Origin of the sequence: Alicyclobacillus sp. ALC3, from assembly GCF_028751195.1 — a bacterium.
In the GTDB taxonomy this organism is placed as follows: Bacteria; Bacillota; Bacilli; order Alicyclobacillales; family Alicyclobacillaceae; genus Alicyclobacillus_L.
This window is the reverse complement of the sequence record NZ_CP066784.1, coordinates 1,167,865-1,182,753: the sequence shown is the minus strand read 5'-3', so window position 1 is coordinate 1,182,753 and position 14,889 is coordinate 1,167,865. Positions and strand designations below refer to the sequence as shown.

The window sequence follows — 14,889 nt, the reverse complement described above, 5'->3', positions numbered from 1 at the left end:
GCGCTGTGACGAGTAGAATCGGCAGAATCAGGCCTTTTTACGAATACAGCGCACTTTTTGATCACGAAGCTATCGAGTTATGTCACCTTCGGCGTCTTAGCGTACAATTTGACCGTTGCAACTCTGCATAGCGTCCATTTTGATCACGACCGTCACACCGAGCGCGACTGCCAAGTGACAGTGCGCAAAATGATCGCTGCGGACGGCGGAAGCTGAGATTTGGGGGAATTAACGCTCATATAGTGCGCTGTGACGTCTAGAATCGGCTGCAATCACCCTTTTTGCGAATACAGCGCACTTTTTGATCACGAAACTATCGAGTTATGTCACCTTCGGCGTCTTAGCGTACAATTTGACCGTTGCAACTCTGCATAACTTCTATGAAGAGCGCGATGTGGAAGTCCTGCTCGGTGATGGTGTGTCTTTCGCTGACCTCAACAATGACGCGCCTGGCCGCGCCCTCGACATCCTGTACGATCTTGACCTCGATACAGTGTATCCACAAATCGCCCTAGCCACAGTCAAGAAACTGCGGAGCATCGAACAGTTCGATGACTTGTTACCTGTGCATGCGGACATGACACCACTCACACGGAGCCAAACACTTCGAATCAGAGCGATTCGAATCAGGATAGTTTTGCAATCGCACGCGGGTATTCAAAGGCTTTCAAGCTTCGCCACGACCTACAAGATTCAGTCGTTTCGCCGCAAGTCGTATGGGCGGACATACCGATTCATCGCGGTTCGCTCGATGGGGATGACGCCTCAGAAAGAGCACAAATTGGAGGATGTGCTGGGGCGGGAGCAAGACACCACGACCAAGGCGATTGAGAAGGCGCGTAAGGCTGCCTACAACTGTGAATCGGACGTTAGGACGGGATGCCTGGAGAAAGATTTGCCCTATTCACGGATAACCGGGACGACAAACGGGTTTCAGATGAACAAGTGCTCCATCCTTACAAGGACCAGATTGAAAGTGGAGAATGGATTCAGATGCATATAAGACAGATATTTCAGTTAATAACATTCGTGAATTCACGTAGTTAGGTAAAACTAATTATTGACGTTCGTCTGTCCTATCCGTATACTGCTCGTGTGAAAGGTGACTACTGCAGTCAAGATTATCGGGCAACAGAGCTCATGCCGTGTCGTGCCGTGTCGTGCCGTGTCGTGTCGTGCCGTGTCGTGTCATGCCGTGTCATGCCGTGTCATGCCGTGTCATGCCGTGTCATGCCGTGTCGTGTCGTGTCGTGTCATGCCGTGTCATGCCATGCTGTGTCACGGGGGCCAAGGTTTCACTAGGGGAGGAGTGCGCGTTGTGCTGGGAGCTTTCTTGATATTTTTTCGTGAGGCATTAGAGGCATCCATGATCTGCTCCATCATGCTGGCCTACTTGCGTCAAATTGGCCGCAGGGACCGCTTCAAAGACGTGTGGATCGGGGTCGCCGCCGCGTGTTTCGTCGCGCTGGTGGGTGGCGTTGTCGTCTTTCAAACGTTGCGCAATTACGACGGCTCAGCCTTACAGACACGAATTGAGAGTGTCACGTATTTCATCGCTTGTGGTGTCTTGACTTACATGACTCTTTGGATGAACCGACAGGGCAAGAACATCAAACAAAACTTGAATGCCCGCCTGGAAGACGCCGTGACGGCCGGGTCCACGTGGGCAATCGCCGGAATCGCATTTTTGACGGTGGGGCGAGAAGGTCTGGAGACTGTCGTGTTTATGATCGCGATCGCGTTTCATACAGGTGCTGTACAGCTGTCCCTTGGCGCCTTTGTGGGTATCATGTTCGGGCTTGGGCTCAGCTACCTGATCTACGTTGCCGGGCGGCGCATCAATCTAAAGAGGTTTTTTGACGTCATGGGGACGCTGCTGATGCTGTTCGCTGCAGGACTGTTAGCGGACGGGATTGAAGGGTTTCAGCAACTCCATTGGTTGCCGACACAGCTGCCTTTGTGGAATACGACAGAGTGGCTCAGCGAAAGCTCCACCGTTGGCGACATCTTGCACTCATTCTTCGGCTATGCGGCCGAACCGTCACTGTTACAGGTCTCTGCTTACATGATCTACATCGCGCTTGTACTTCGCTTCTTTTGGCACCGACCGACGCCCGTGCGAAGGACGAGCAAGCAAGCGCGGTGAAATCGTTAGCGCTCATGAATGTGATAGGCGAATTGCACTAGCTTGTTCCGATTTTGCTCCATTGTCGTGGATTTTGCTGCAAGTTTGGCATACGCCTAGTGGGTACTCCTCATGGTCGAATCGAATGAAGCCTGTCCGAAAGACTTGTTCCATCTCACATTTCAATTTATGTTCGTAACAGTAGATGCAGACGGCAAAACGCTCGTGCTGTTTCATCATGACACCTCTTCTCAGCCGACTTGCTCAGAACGCGTCTTGGCAAGACGGCTGTTCTGTTTTCGATAGAAGGCAGATACAGAAGCAAAGTTGCACGGTACTGTCGATCACTGTGGCAGGTCCGGTGCCGATGTGTTCGTGTGCACGGTGCACGAGGTGGAGGGGCAGTTGTGCTGGTCAGGTCAGTGCTATCCCTCAGTCTGGGATTGCAGGGATAAAAGTCGGATGCGTAGAAAACGGAGTACTTCAATTTTGCTGAGTCCAAGTGCGCGAGCTTGCTGGATTAGCTCAATCCACTCTTCATCCAATCCCTCTCTTTCTTTCAGTTCACCTTCGCAAAGACGCCCTTCATTGACATCGTCCATGTCTGACTCCTCCGACAGTGCGTCGGTGCATCTGGCAGCCCAGCCGTCATGAGGACACTCCTCGAAGACCTGTGGCTTTGTGCCCCTGCTTTTCAGTCAGGTTTACCGTTGGCAGAGCGATGCCAACGCTGTTTTTGTAATTGTATGGCTTTTTGTTCAAATCATCAAGAAGAAATTTCCAACAAGTTTCCTTCACAATCGACAAAATCTACCTAAAACTACAGCGTTCGCTATCGGCCGCTTCTTTGGAGTAATAAGCTGTTGGACATGACGACGACGGAACTGAGCGCCATCCCGGCACCCGCCCACATCGGGCTAAGAAACCCTAAAAATGCGAGTGGGATGCTCACCGAGTTGTAGAGCAGAGCCCAGATCAGATTCTGTCGAATTTTTCCGAGCATTGCCTTGGCTAAATGAAGGGTCCATAACAGTTGCTGGAGGTTCCCGTGTACGATTGCGATGTCGGCAGACGAAAGGGACTCAGGTGTTGCTGCACCGAAAGCGATACCTACATTGGCTGTTTTCAAAGCCAGGGCATCGTTGAGTCCATCACCGACCATAGCGACAACTCGCCCTTGCGCTTGCAGATCACGAACTGCTTGCGCCTTGCTCGCAGCGTCCAACTCCGCCATATAAGTAGGGATGCCAAGTGTGCTGGCAACGTGGTCTGCATTTGCCAAAGAGTCGCCTGTCAGCAACTTTACCTCGACACCTTGTAGCTGCAGAGCTTGGACGAGTTCTCTCGCGCCGGGCTGTAAATCATCACTTAACAGGAGCGTTCCCAGCCAAACACCGTCACTCAGAACATCCACTTTCCGGACTTGTTCATCAAAGTTATGCTGGAATGCTACCGACGGTCGGTGACGTTTGATGGTGTCGGTGCGTGTGCTGGAGTTGCCGACAAAGACCCTGTGACCCTGAATCGTTCGAACGATGCCACCGCGGACCACATCGGCTATTCCTGTTAGTACCCAACTCATCTGCCAATCGAGAGCAGCAGTGACAATCGCGCGAGCGACCGGATGTTCAACCCCGTCTTCGGCTTGTGCGGCGAGTACGAGCAGTCTTTCGGGCTGAATCCCTTGTCTAGTCTGGATGTCCGAAACTCGCAGTTGACCGGTTGTAAGAGTTCCCGTTTTGTCAAAAATCACGGTGTCTATTTTGCTCAGCTGCCCGAGGCGGTCTTCGTTTTGTAAACAGATCCCGCGTTTCAACCCTACATGCATCCCCACAGCCAGTGCAGTTGGGGTGGCCAGTCCGAGGGCGCATGGGCAGGCCGCAACCAGCACCGCGATCGCGTCCGTGACAGCGTGGACCATGCTGTGACCTAGCCAAAGTTGGTAGCCGAACGCGATGAGTGCGATCACGATGACGATCGGCACGAAGACCGCCGTGACGCGGTCAATCCACCGCCGTGAAGTAGACTTTTCCATTTGGGCTTGGTCGATTGCGTGAACCAAGTGAGCGTGCATCGTGTCATCACTCGTTCTTGCGACACGTCCTACCCACTCTCCAACTAAATTTGTAGAACCACCGTAGACAATGTCGCCTGCACCTTTTTGAACCGGAAGCGATTCACCGGTAAGTAACGATTCATCGACCATCGGGTTTCCGGCTAAAATTACCAGGTCTGTCGGCACCACCTCGGAGCCGTAAACTCGAACTTCGTCTCCAGGCAGCAAGGTCGATGCAGATGTCTCGACAATGTCTCCCCGGACGACTTTGTGTGCGACCAGAGGACCAGTCTGCTGCGTCTGACTTTTGATCAGTGCCGACACACCAAACTTGGCTCGGTCTTCAAGTAACTTGCCAAAGGTAACCATCACCAGCACCATGGCAGGACCGTCGAATGATGCCATCCCCTCTCCGCCAAGCGCCAGCACGGTACTTTGGATGTAGGCAACGCTGGACGCGAGCGCAACGAGGACATCCATGTTGGTGGTTCTGCCGCGGATGGCGTTGATGGCCCCCCGGTAGAAACGGCCGCCAAGGAGTAACTGAACCAGCGTGGTCAGGGCCCAGCCACACCAAGTGGGGAGTACATGATGCCCAACCTGCATGGACATAAACATATCGCCCATAAGCGACAACATGATGACCAGCGCCAAAAACCAGCGGTTCCACAGGGATTCATACGACTGTAGCTTCTGTTTTTCTCGCAGTGCAGCCTGTTCTTCTGAATCCGTAACCGCTCCGTAGCCGGCTCTCTCAATTGCTGCGACGATGGTGTCATCGGCAAGCGTATTCTCGTCAAAGCGCACGTACGCCCGCTCCGATGACAGATTCACATGAACCGATGCGACTCCGGGAACGCGTTGAACGACTTTCTCAATGCGCGCCGAGCAGGCTGCGCAACTCATTCCCGTTACAATGTACCTTTGGAAGCCCTCTTCCTGTGTCTCCGTCGATACTTGTGATTGCTTGGAATCTGACAGTGTAGAATCGCGCGACGATAGAAGTTGAACTGGATCCATGAAGTCACCCCGGAAACACGAATTGTGTGGACAATGTATTGTATCGGTTGTCCTTCATGGATATGAGGTTTTCACTGGGGACAATGACCGTTGCGGGTCGTGGAAACCACTCAAACACACCGCTCTTACGGGGTTTTCCTTGCATCCAGACACCTGTTTGTCACGTCTGACCAAACTTGCACCATGACGCCTGCGGTGAGGGAAGCCACTGCCGTGAGCAATCCGGAGACCAAGCCATGCGCGAGGTACATGACCGCGACTGCCAAGACATTGAGCAGTAACAAGCTCACCCACAACGGCGTGCGGTAGCGGTGCGCTATCAATTGTGCGACGGCTGTAAATCCCCCCGTGGACAGCCCTTTGGACACGAGTAACGCGATCGGTAGTTTGGCGAAGAGCAGAATGAAAGCAAAGGCAACCCATCGTGGCCAATCGAGATCGACCGGGGCGTGTTCGAACAACACCATAAACACGCCGGTTATGCCCGCACCGATGACTGTCCAAAAGGCTGTGATTTTAGAGTCGAACAGCAAAATAAGCAAAAAAATGGACAGCTTGATACACAAGTTCGTGACGCCGACACTGAGTCCAAACAGGTCTGCAATGCCGATACTGAGACCACTCACGCCTCCCGATGATATCTTCGAGTCCTTTTCCACGAACACCGTCACTGCGGCCATGAGCATGCATCCGATGAAGTACCTTAGAGGCGGCAGATTGAACGCCGATTGCCGAGAAGTTGTTTTCATACCTCTAGTTTGGCTGAGACCACACACTTACAAACATGGAAAGCCCAAAAACAGAATCGGATTCACTGCTTTCCAGCGTCAGGTAAATACCGCAAGTGTATCTCCCGTTCCTGATTGACGCGGGCGATGAAGGAATTTACGTCCTCATCGTCTTCGCAGATATACAAGTGGTGTGCTGTGACTTTGAGTTTTTTTCGCTCGGCTGCACTGATCACGAAAGGGTAGGTTGCTTTGGAGCAAATGGCATACCAGCCGAGTTCGACATCTTTCCAGGGCTTCTGAAAAACAGAGAGGAACGGCATCGTCTTGCGATAGCTCCAATCGCGCTCTTGCTGCTGCTTGCGAATGGTTCGGTAGAGCCTGGCAGTTTGACTTGAATCTTCTACGGCATTCTCACAGCCCTCAGTACGCATCCATCGGCGCAGGGCTTCACGGCTGGTTTCGAACCGGTATTTCAGTATCTGCAAATTGGCGTCGTCCTGCCACCAGACCACCCCAAACCAGCGATATTCCAGCGTCGACCAGTCAAGCAACCTAGGTCCGGCGCCAAAGTACAGAGTTGACCTACTCACAATCATTCACCCGCCCATGATGCCAAGTCCGACGCTGTCAGAATCACCACATGTACACCAGACCTCTTGATTGTAGGGTGGTACGGCATATAGAAGGCGTAGAGAAAATCGGTCAGGGCGTAAAAAGGGTGTAAATGTAAGTTCGTCATTGATGCGAACAACTTGTGTTGAGTCTCTGTTCTACGAGAGTCGCCGGCGGCTCATCCGAGAGTCGGACCATGCCGAGAGTGGTGATTTTTACGCTGTATTTACACCCTGACACGATATCTCAACGGCATTTTGACACAGACTCGCTCTACAATCGTCCGTGTGACCCGCAAGAAGACGTAAAGACACACAAAGGGAGTGGTTAGGAGTGCCGTTCAACGTGAATAGCTCGCGGGGTCAGTGGCACATATTAGGGGCGGCTTGGGAACTAGGCGTCGCAGGCCTGCGTGGAGGAGGAACTGTCTGATGGGTTATGCTGTTTCCATTTTGTTATTTATCGTTTCGTACGGGATATTCGCTTGGCTCATCAAACTGTTTGACAAAGCATGAGTGGGGGATTGACATATGTGGGTACTGCTTGGTATCTCGGCGCTATTGATGGTCTATCTCACGTACGTGATCTTTAATCCAGAGAAGTTTTAAACCGTCAGGGGGGTGAACTGAATTGAGTCTGACCGGATCGATCGGCATCCTTGCGGTAGTCGCCCTCATTTTAATCGTTGCGATTCCGCTCGGCGGTTACATTTACCGCGTATTCACGGGGCAGAGGAACTGGTTGGAGCCGGTGTATGCTCCGATTGAAAGAGTTATCTATAAACTTGTTGGCATTAACCCCTCCACCGATATGGACTGGAAGAGTTATGTAAAGGCATGGCTGTTGGTGCAGTTTGTGATGGCTCTGTTCGTGTATTTAATCTTTGTCTTGCAAGGCCATTTGCCGCTTAACCCCGACCACATCAAAGGCATGAGTTGGGACTTGGCGTTTAACACGGCAGCCAGTTTTATCGCCAACACGAACTGGCAGAATTACGCTGGCGAGCAGTCGATGTCTTACTTGGGTCAAATGACCGCGATCACATATCTGCAGTTCACCTCTGCGGCTGCCGGTGTCGTGGCTGTCATCGCGTTTGTCCGCGGAATTGTAGCAAACAAAGGCAAGACGTTGGGGAACTTCTGGGTGGATTACGTAAAGGTTCACACCCGCATTTTGCTGCCGTTGGCGTTCATCTTTGCCATCGTCTTTGTCGGACTGGGGCTGCCTGATACGTTGCTAGGTGCACAGGTGGCTCACACGCTTCAAGGCGGTACGCAGACCATCTCCAGAGGACCTGTTGCATCGCTTGAAGCGATTAAACAGCTCGGAACGAACGGCGGCGGGTTCTTTAACGCGAACTCAGCTCACCCGTTCGAAGACCCAACTGCGCTGACTGATGTCCTCGAAATCTTGGCGATGGCATTAATTCCGACAGCGCTCATCGCAACGTTTGGGAAGTTCATCAAGAACCGCAAGCAAAGTATCGTTTTGTACGTGTTTTTGACAGGACTGTTGTTGGTTGGCGCCTTCACTGTGTACGCCGCGGAAACGGCAGGCGACCCTTTGGTTCATCACCTGTTGGGCATCACTGGCGGAAACATGGAAGGGAAAGAGGTGCGCTTCGGTCAACCACTGACGAGCTTGTTCGTCGCGTCAACAACGGCATATACAACAGGCGCTGTCAATGCGATGCACGATAGCTTGACACCTCTGGGTGGCTTGGTACCTATCGTGTTTATGATGTTTAATGCTGTCTTTGGTGGCATCGGCGTTGGTTTGTTGAACATTCTGATGTTCCTCATTATCGCGGTCTTCCTGTCCGGACTCATGGTCGGTCGGACGCCGGAAATCTTCGGGAAGAAAATTGAGGCGCGGGAAATCAAACTTGCCACGGCGGCGATGCTTGTCCATCCGTTTGTAATTCTTGTCCCGACCGCAATCGCCGTTGTGACGAAGGCCGGGACATCTTCCATGCTAAACCCAGGTTTACATGGGTTTTCTGAAGTGCTCTACGCATTTACGTCCGCTGCAGCCAACAACGGGTCGGCGTTTGCAGGTCTGAACGGCAACACGGTCTTTTACAACGTAGCCATTGGTCTTGTCATATTGTTTGGTCGCTACGTTTCGATGATTGCTATGTTCGCCATGGCAGGGTCGCTCGTGAAAAAGTCCGTCGTACCGGAAAGCGTAGGCACGCTGAAGACGGACACATTCTTCTTTGGCGGTGTATTCCTAGCAGTGGTTGTCATCGTTGGGGCCTTGACGTTCTTCCCGGCCGTGGCCATCGGCCCAATTGGCGAACACCTGCAAATGATATCGGGTCATCTAGCCCGCTGACATGGTCGAGTCCATCCAGCGACGAGAAAGGAAGGTTCCAAGTGGCGAATAGCAGATCGACCGGCATTTCACCTACAATTGTGAATCACGCCATCGTGGACTCGTTTCGAAAATTAGACCCGCGCAGCATGGTCAAGAGTCCCGTGATGTTCGTTGTGGAAATTGGGTTTGTCATTACCCTGTTGCTCAGTTTTGACCCGAATCTGTTTGGCGGTCACTACGGCCCCGGAAGCGGTGAGCGGCCTTTCAACATTGTCGTGACCGTCATTCTCTTCATCACGGTGTTGTTTGGGAACTTCGCCGAAGCGATTGCCGAAGGACGAGGCAAGGCACAGGCTGAGTCGCTGCGTAAGTCGAAGACGGACCTCACAGCCAACCGCAAGCGCTCTGACGGTACGTACGAAAATGTCCCTGCCACGACGTTGCGGCGAGGGGACATCATCCGTGTACTTGCGGGTGAGTCAATTCCGGCCGACGGCGAGGTCGTCGAAGGACTAGGCAGCGTGGATGAGTCGGCCATCACCGGTGAATCCGCACCTGTCATTCGCGGGGCTGGCGGCGACTTCAGCTCCGTCACAGGTGGAACGAAGCTGCTGTCAGACGAGCTAGTTATTCGCGTTACAGCCAACCCGGGTGAGTCGTTCCTCGACAAAATGATTGGCTTAGTGGAAGGAGCAAGCCGGCAAAAGACGCCGAATGAGTTGGCCCTCTCTGTGTTGCTGGCAGGCCTGACACTGATTTTTCTAATCGTCGTGGTGACGCTGGACCCGATGGCTCGTTACGTCGGCCATGGCAAAAGCATCGATATCGCAACCTTAATTGCACTGCTTGTCTGTCTGATCCCGACGACCATCGGCGCTTTGTTGTCCGCCATTGGAATCGCGGGCATGGACCGCGTGATTCGGTTCAACGTGATTGCCAAGTCTGGCAAAGCAGTAGAAGCAGCTGGAGACGTCAACACGTTGATTCTCGATAAGACAGGGACTATCACCATTGGCAATCGCTTAGCGAGTGAGTTCGTCCCAGTTGGGAAGCACGACGAGAAGTCGCTGATTGAAGTCGCCGTATTGTCTTCTTTGTTCGATGAGACACCCGAAGGGCGCTCAGTCGTGGATTTAGCCAAGGAAAAAGGCGTGTCGTACGTACGTGAGAATTTTAGCGACGCAACAAACGTGGAGTTCAGCGCGGATACACGCATGAGCGGGCTGGACCTACCCGATGGCTCTGTCGTGCGCAAAGGCGCGGTTGACGCGATCCGCAAATATGTCCAGCAACAGGGTGGAACCGTTCCCGACGACTTAGACGAAAAGACAAACCGGATTGCGCGAGAAGGGGGTACGCCACTCGCCGTGATCAGCGGGAAAGACGTGTATGGTCTGATCTACCTGAAAGACATTGTCAAACCGGGGATGCGAGAACGGTTTGAGGAACTGCGCAAGATGGGTATTAAGACCGTGATGTGTACGGGTGACAACCCGCTGACGGCTGCAACAATCGCAAAAGAAGCGGGCGTCGACGACTTTATCGCCGAAGCCAAGCCCGAAGACAAGATGCGGTTGATTCGTGAAGAACAACAACAGGGCAAGCTTGTTGCGATGTCTGGTGACGGTACGAACGATGCCCCAGCGCTCGCTCAGGCGGATGTGGGACTAGCGATGAACACCGGCACCCCCGCAGCCAAGGAAGCAGGGAACATGGTCGACCTCGACTCTGACCCGACCAAGTTGATTGAAGTGGTGTCCATTGGCAAACAGTTGCTGATCACGCGCGGGGCAATCACCACCTTCTCCATCGCGAACGACGTGGCGAAGTACTTCGCCATCATTCCTGCGATGTTTCTGCTGATGATTCCGCAGTTGCAGGCACTGAACGTCATGCACCTGACCAGTCCGAGAAGCGCCATCCTGTCTGCGCTGATCTTCAACGCGATCATCATTCCGCTGCTGATTCCCTTGGCCATGCGCGGCGTCAAGTATCGACCAATGAGCGCGACCGGGATGCTGATGCGCAACATTTTGATTTACGGCGTCGGTGGCGTGATTGCCCCGTTTATCGGAATTAAGGTCATCGACCTAATCATCACGGCCGTGGGGTTGGCACATATCTAAGGAGGGATGAAAAATGTTGAACATCTGGCGCTCTCTCCGATTCCTGGTGGTATCCGTTGTGCTGCTCGGGCTCATTTATCCCCTGGCCGTATGGGGGATAGGTCAGTTGGCGTTTCCGTACCAGGCGAACGGTAGCATGGTCTCCATGAACGGACGGGTTGTTGGATCGATGTTGATTGCGCAGTCGGTGACAAAGCCTGGGTTGTTCCACCCCCGACCTTCAGCTGTGGATTACGCTGGAAATGGCTCTGGTGGGTCGAACCTGGGTCCAACGAACCCGGCTTTGATTAAGGAAATTCAGGGCAATATAAAGACTGTTGAGCAGCAAAACCCAGGTACTCCGGTGTCTAAGATTCCGCCGGACATGGTTGAATCTTCTGCTTCCGGGCTCGACCCGGATATTTCGATACAGAACGCCATGATTCAGGTCCCTAGGATTGCGAAGGCTACTGGAATCAGCCAGACCGAACTCGTGGCTATGATTAACCAGTACAAACAGGGGCTGTTTATTGGCATCTGGGGTTCACCTATGGTGAATGTGATGCAACTCAATCTCGCGATCGAAAAGCGGCTTGGGCGGTAAGCAGAAACGGCGCGAATGTTGGCCTGAATCGGAAGCAAGTGACGGGCTCAGGGATGGCTAATACGGCGTTCCTGAGTCCGTTGTGCTTTCAAGGCTTGTATCGGGTTGATTGGTGTATCAATATGAAGTTCAATGAACACAGTCCGCATCGGTGAATCGGTGAGGTGGTGTGAGATGGCGGGGAAACTGAAAATTTTTGTGGGGGCTGCTCCAGGAGTGGGGAAGACCTACACCATGCTGAGGGAGGCGCAAGCTTTAAAGCGTCAGGGCACAGACGTTGTGATCGGATACGTGGATGTTCATGAGCGCCCAGACACTGAAGCACAATTGGAGGGGCTCGAGGTTCTCCCGAGAAAACAGGTTCACTTCCACGGGCGAACTTTTGAAGAGGTCGACATGGATATCATTGTTCGACGTAAACCGGATGTTGTTGTGATCGATGAGTTGGCTCACTCCAACGCGCCAGGCTCACAATTTCCCAAACGATATATGGATGTGGAGTTTATTCTTGACCAGGGAATCCATGTTCTGACGGCAGTCAACGTGTTGCATCTTGAAAATGCGCATGCTGAAGCTGAACGAATTACCGGTGTCAAGGTGAGGGAAATTATACCGGAGGAGTTCGTCAAGAGAGCTGATGAGGTTGAGGTTGTAGATGTCACGCCGGAGACTCTTCGGCAACGCTTGCGTGATGGGAGCATTTACTCGGAGGACAAAGTACACCAGGCACTCAACAACTTCTTCCGCAAGTCCAATCTGGCTCCGTTGCGTGAACTTGCTTTGCGTGAAGTTGCGGAAGATGTGGATGAGCGACTGCAACAATCGTACGACCGACGGAAAATCCCTGGTCCCGTCGGCGCCCGTGAGAACATATTAGTCTGCGTTAGTTATTTGGACCGGGCACAGAAGTTAATTGAGAAGGCGAACCGAGTAGCCGTGCGGATGAAGGCTGAACTGATTGTGTTGACGATCACGTCAAGGACGCCAGACCTGCGTACGGCGAAGGATGAGGAACGCATTGAGAACTTAAAGAAACTGGCGGAGCAACACAACGGGCGACTGATTGTTGAGTTCCTGAACGACCGCAAAGTGGCAGAAGTCATTATAGAAGTAGCGGAGCGGGAAAACGTCACGCAAATATTTATTGGACAACCATCTCGCGAGCGCAAGTGGCAACGCGTGATGAAGGAGAGCCCGGTCCGATACCTTCTGCGAAACTTGAAGTATGTGGATTTGCGAATCGTAGGATGGCGAGATTAGAGTACATGGGAGTGGAAGTACACCGATGAGCATTGGACGCGAGCGCGGGGGCACCTCCTCTACGGAACGCGGTCATCTGACCATTTACGTTGGCGCAGCCCCTGGTGTTGGTAAAACCTACAAGATGCTTCAAGATGCAAACGACTGGAAGCGCAAGGGCGTCGATGTCGTAATCGGATTAATTGAGACGCATGGTCGGGACGAAACCGCTCATCAAATTGGCGGTCTCGAATCTGTGCCGCTGCGAGCGATTCGTTTTGAAGGACATCAATACCAAGAACTGGATGTCGAGGGCATTGTACATAGACACCCGCACACAGTACTCATAGATGAACTACCTCACACAAATGTGCCCGGGTGTGAGCGAGCGAAGAGGTACGAGGATATCGAGTACATTCTGGACCACGGAATCAACGTTGTGACGGCTGTGAACATTCAACATCTAGAAAGCCTGCACGACAAGGTGGAGCACATCACGGGTGTAAAAGTCCGGGAGAGGGTACCAGACTGGTTCATGGACATGGCGGATGAGGTAAAGCTCATCGACGTCACGCCGGAGACACTTCAGCAGCGCCTGTTACGTGGGAAGATTTACGCGTGGGACAAGGTTCAGCGGGCGTTAGAAAACTTCTTTCAGTCTGGCAACCTGTCAGCGCTCCGTGAACTCGCGTTGCTAGAAGTCGCAGATGACGTTGATCAGCGAATTGACAAGGACCGAAAACAGAGCGGCGAGTCCTCGAAGCATGATGACCCGAACCGGGGCCGGATTCTTGTCTGTGTGAACTATCGCCCACATTCAGAGAAATTGATTCGGCGCGGATGGCGAGTCGCAGACCGGCTGGACGCCGAGCTATACGTGTTGGTCGTCTTGCCCAAAGGTCCGCTCGGTGAAACGGAGAAGAAAGAAATGCAACGGATACAGAAACTGAGTGAGGAATTTGATGGAATATTTATTACTACGACTGAGAAGGAGGGGGGGATAGGCGCGACGATTGTGGCGGTCGCTCAATTGCTCGGTATTTCGCAGATTGTCATAGGTCAGCCGGTTTTCGGAAGTCGGTGGTTGGAGAGGATGAAACGTACGCCTGTTGACTATGTTCTAGAAAACGCCGAGTTTGTGGATTTACACGTAGTTGCTCACACCAGGACCTAAGTTCGAACATGAGCTAGGCGGTGATGATGTTACAAAGCGCGCCTTCTGCTACTCCTAGCGTAGCCGAGAACATCCCAAATTACAGATCGCACGACCCGGATTATGGTTTATGAGGTCGGGTAGAGCGCAGGGCAAACTTGCTTTCACTACCGTGAAGCAAGCGGACAATGTTTTCTCGATGCCGATACACGACGACGAGAGCGAGCGATATTCCGAGGCAAAGCGATGCCCACGTATGCGGCAAAAAGAGAGTGAATACAGGCGTGAGGCAAATGAAAGCGAGTGACCCAAGGGAAACATAGCGGGTAAAGATGATCGTGACAATACATATGATGCAGGCTGCGAGTGCAGGAATAAACGCCATCACGGAGAGGACACCGATCGAAGTAGCGACGCCCTTGCCTCCGCGAAACTTGTAATAAATCGGCCAGTTATGTCCAACGACAACGGACAGCCCACATAAAAATTGAAGCCAGTCCACTCCGGGAAACAACCACCTGGATAAGAAAATTGGCGCCATCCCTTTTGCAATATCTAAGATAAGAACAAGCACTGCCCATTTCAGTCCAAGAATACGCGACGTGTTTGTTGCTCCCGCGTTTCCGCTGCCGATGTCGCGAATGTTCGCTTTGGCGATGAGTGCCACGAACAAACTACTGAACGATATTGAACCTAAAAGGTAGGAGAGAGCAACTAGGAGAACAGGCATTTCGACTCGCTCCTCACTGTACGACTGTGTAAAACATTAAACTTGCAACCGCTTTCTATATTCCACATCGACACTCTATCTCCTATTTTAGTCGCTCTGAAAATTAAAACCAAATACGCCTTTAAAACGCGTTACAACGTGTTGACACAAAAAACGTCATCAGGTATATTGAAATCGGATTCAAGCTAGGTTAGC

At 52.5% G+C, this 14,889-nt stretch carries 13 protein-coding genes and 1 riboswitch; of the genes, 8 read left to right on the top strand and 5 right to left on the bottom strand.

The window, feature by feature from the left end:
- Positions 1–301: 301 nt before the first annotated feature.
- Both JC200_RS05745 and JC200_RS05740 read left to right on the top strand, forming a co-directional pair.
- Entirely contained in the window at positions 302–1,003 is a 702-nt protein-coding gene (locus JC200_RS05745) for a DUF4277 domain-containing protein (RefSeq protein ID WP_274435234.1), read from the top strand.
- 315 nt (positions 1,004–1,318) lie between these two features.
- Positions 1,319–2,146 carry an FTR1 family iron permease gene (locus JC200_RS05740; protein WP_274435233.1) on the top strand — a complete coding sequence of 276 codons (828 nt, stop codon included), beginning with the start codon at positions 1,319–1,321 and terminating at the stop codon, positions 2,144–2,146.
- Between the two features lie 404 nt (positions 2,147–2,550).
- Here JC200_RS05740 and JC200_RS05735 read toward each other — a convergent pair whose 3' ends face one another.
- The 4 genes from JC200_RS05735 to JC200_RS05720 form a co-directional block, all read right to left on the bottom strand.
- The gene (locus JC200_RS05735; RefSeq protein ID WP_274435232.1) at positions 2,551–2,727 is read right to left on the bottom strand and encodes an anti-repressor SinI family protein; all 177 of its coding nucleotides are present in this window, start codon (positions 2,725–2,727) and stop codon (positions 2,551–2,553) included.
- Positions 2,728–2,757: 30 nt separating this feature from the next.
- A riboswitch (cyclic di-GMP riboswitch) is annotated at positions 2,758–2,844 on the bottom strand.
- A 113-nt stretch (positions 2,845–2,957) separates the two neighbouring features.
- Positions 2,958–5,201 (bottom strand): heavy metal translocating P-type ATPase, encoded by a 2,244-nt coding sequence (locus tag JC200_RS05730; RefSeq protein ID WP_274435231.1) that lies wholly within the window; start codon positions 5,199–5,201, stop codon positions 2,958–2,960.
- A 125-nt stretch (positions 5,202–5,326) separates the two neighbouring features.
- Positions 5,327–5,887, bottom strand: coding sequence for a YitT family protein (locus JC200_RS05725; RefSeq protein ID WP_274436472.1), 561 nt, complete (start codon positions 5,885–5,887; stop codon positions 5,327–5,329).
- Between the two features lie 125 nt (positions 5,888–6,012).
- Complete coding sequence (locus JC200_RS05720) at positions 6,013–6,522, bottom strand: hypothetical protein (protein ID WP_274435229.1); 510 nt, start codon at positions 6,520–6,522, stop codon at positions 6,013–6,015.
- 552 nt (positions 6,523–7,074) lie between these two features.
- On the opposite strand from JC200_RS05720, the gene kdpF reads away from it, so the two are divergent.
- The 6 genes from kdpF (at position 7,075) to JC200_RS05695 (ending at position 13,985) form a co-directional block, all read left to right on the top strand.
- On the top strand, positions 7,075–7,152 hold the full coding sequence (gene kdpF, locus JC200_RS24365; protein ID WP_443111900.1) for a K(+)-transporting ATPase subunit F: 78 nt from the start codon (positions 7,075–7,077) through the stop codon (positions 7,150–7,152).
- Between the two features lie 22 nt (positions 7,153–7,174).
- The gene (gene kdpA / locus JC200_RS05715) at positions 7,175–8,881 is read left to right on the top strand and encodes a potassium-transporting ATPase subunit KdpA (protein ID WP_274435228.1); all 1,707 of its coding nucleotides are present in this window, start codon (positions 7,175–7,177) and stop codon (positions 8,879–8,881) included.
- A gap of 41 nt (positions 8,882–8,922) precedes the next feature.
- Positions 8,923–10,989, top strand: coding sequence for a potassium-transporting ATPase subunit KdpB (kdpB, locus tag JC200_RS05710; protein WP_274435227.1), 2,067 nt, complete (start codon positions 8,923–8,925; stop codon positions 10,987–10,989).
- A 13-nt stretch (positions 10,990–11,002) separates the two neighbouring features.
- Positions 11,003–11,572, top strand: a complete 570-nt coding sequence (gene kdpC / locus JC200_RS05705; RefSeq protein ID WP_274435226.1) for a potassium-transporting ATPase subunit KdpC — start codon at positions 11,003–11,005, stop codon at positions 11,570–11,572.
- 174 nt (positions 11,573–11,746) lie between these two features.
- On the top strand, positions 11,747–12,832 hold the full coding sequence (locus JC200_RS05700; protein ID WP_274435225.1) for a universal stress protein: 1,086 nt from the start codon (positions 11,747–11,749) through the stop codon (positions 12,830–12,832).
- Positions 12,833–12,857: 25 nt separating this feature from the next.
- Positions 12,858–13,985 carry a universal stress protein gene (locus JC200_RS05695; protein ID WP_274435224.1) on the top strand — a complete coding sequence of 376 codons (1,128 nt, stop codon included), beginning with the start codon at positions 12,858–12,860 and terminating at the stop codon, positions 13,983–13,985.
- A 100-nt stretch (positions 13,986–14,085) separates the two neighbouring features.
- Here JC200_RS05695 and plsY read toward each other — a convergent pair whose 3' ends face one another.
- Positions 14,086–14,694 (bottom strand): glycerol-3-phosphate 1-O-acyltransferase PlsY, encoded by a 609-nt coding sequence (plsY, locus tag JC200_RS05690; protein WP_274435223.1) that lies wholly within the window; start codon positions 14,692–14,694, stop codon positions 14,086–14,088.
- Between the last annotated feature and the right edge of the window lie 195 nt (positions 14,695–14,889).

Excerpts from the sequence above, each read along its gene's own strand:
- JC200_RS05735 (WP_274435232.1), bottom strand. The coding sequence starts at position 2,727 with ATGGACGATGTCAATGAAGGGCGTCTTTGCGAAGGTGAACTGAAAGAA.
- JC200_RS05730 (WP_274435231.1), bottom strand. The coding sequence starts at position 5,201 with ATGGATCCAGTTCAACTTCTATCGTCGCGCGATTCTACACTGTCAGAT.
- JC200_RS05725 (WP_274436472.1), bottom strand. The coding sequence starts at position 5,887 with ATGCTCATGGCCGCAGTGACGGTGTTCGTGGAAAAGGACTCGAAGATA.
- kdpF (WP_443111900.1), top strand. The coding sequence starts at position 7,075 with ATGTGGGTACTGCTTGGTATCTCGGCGCTATTGATGGTCTATCTCACG.
- kdpC (WP_274435226.1), top strand. The coding sequence starts at position 11,003 with ATGTTGAACATCTGGCGCTCTCTCCGATTCCTGGTGGTATCCGTTGTG.
- JC200_RS05700 (WP_274435225.1), top strand. The coding sequence starts at position 11,747 with ATGGCGGGGAAACTGAAAATTTTTGTGGGGGCTGCTCCAGGAGTGGGG.
- JC200_RS05695 (WP_274435224.1), top strand. The coding sequence starts at position 12,858 with ATGAGCATTGGACGCGAGCGCGGGGGCACCTCCTCTACGGAACGCGGT.
- plsY (WP_274435223.1), bottom strand. The coding sequence starts at position 14,694 with ATGCCTGTTCTCCTAGTTGCTCTCTCCTACCTTTTAGGTTCAATATCG.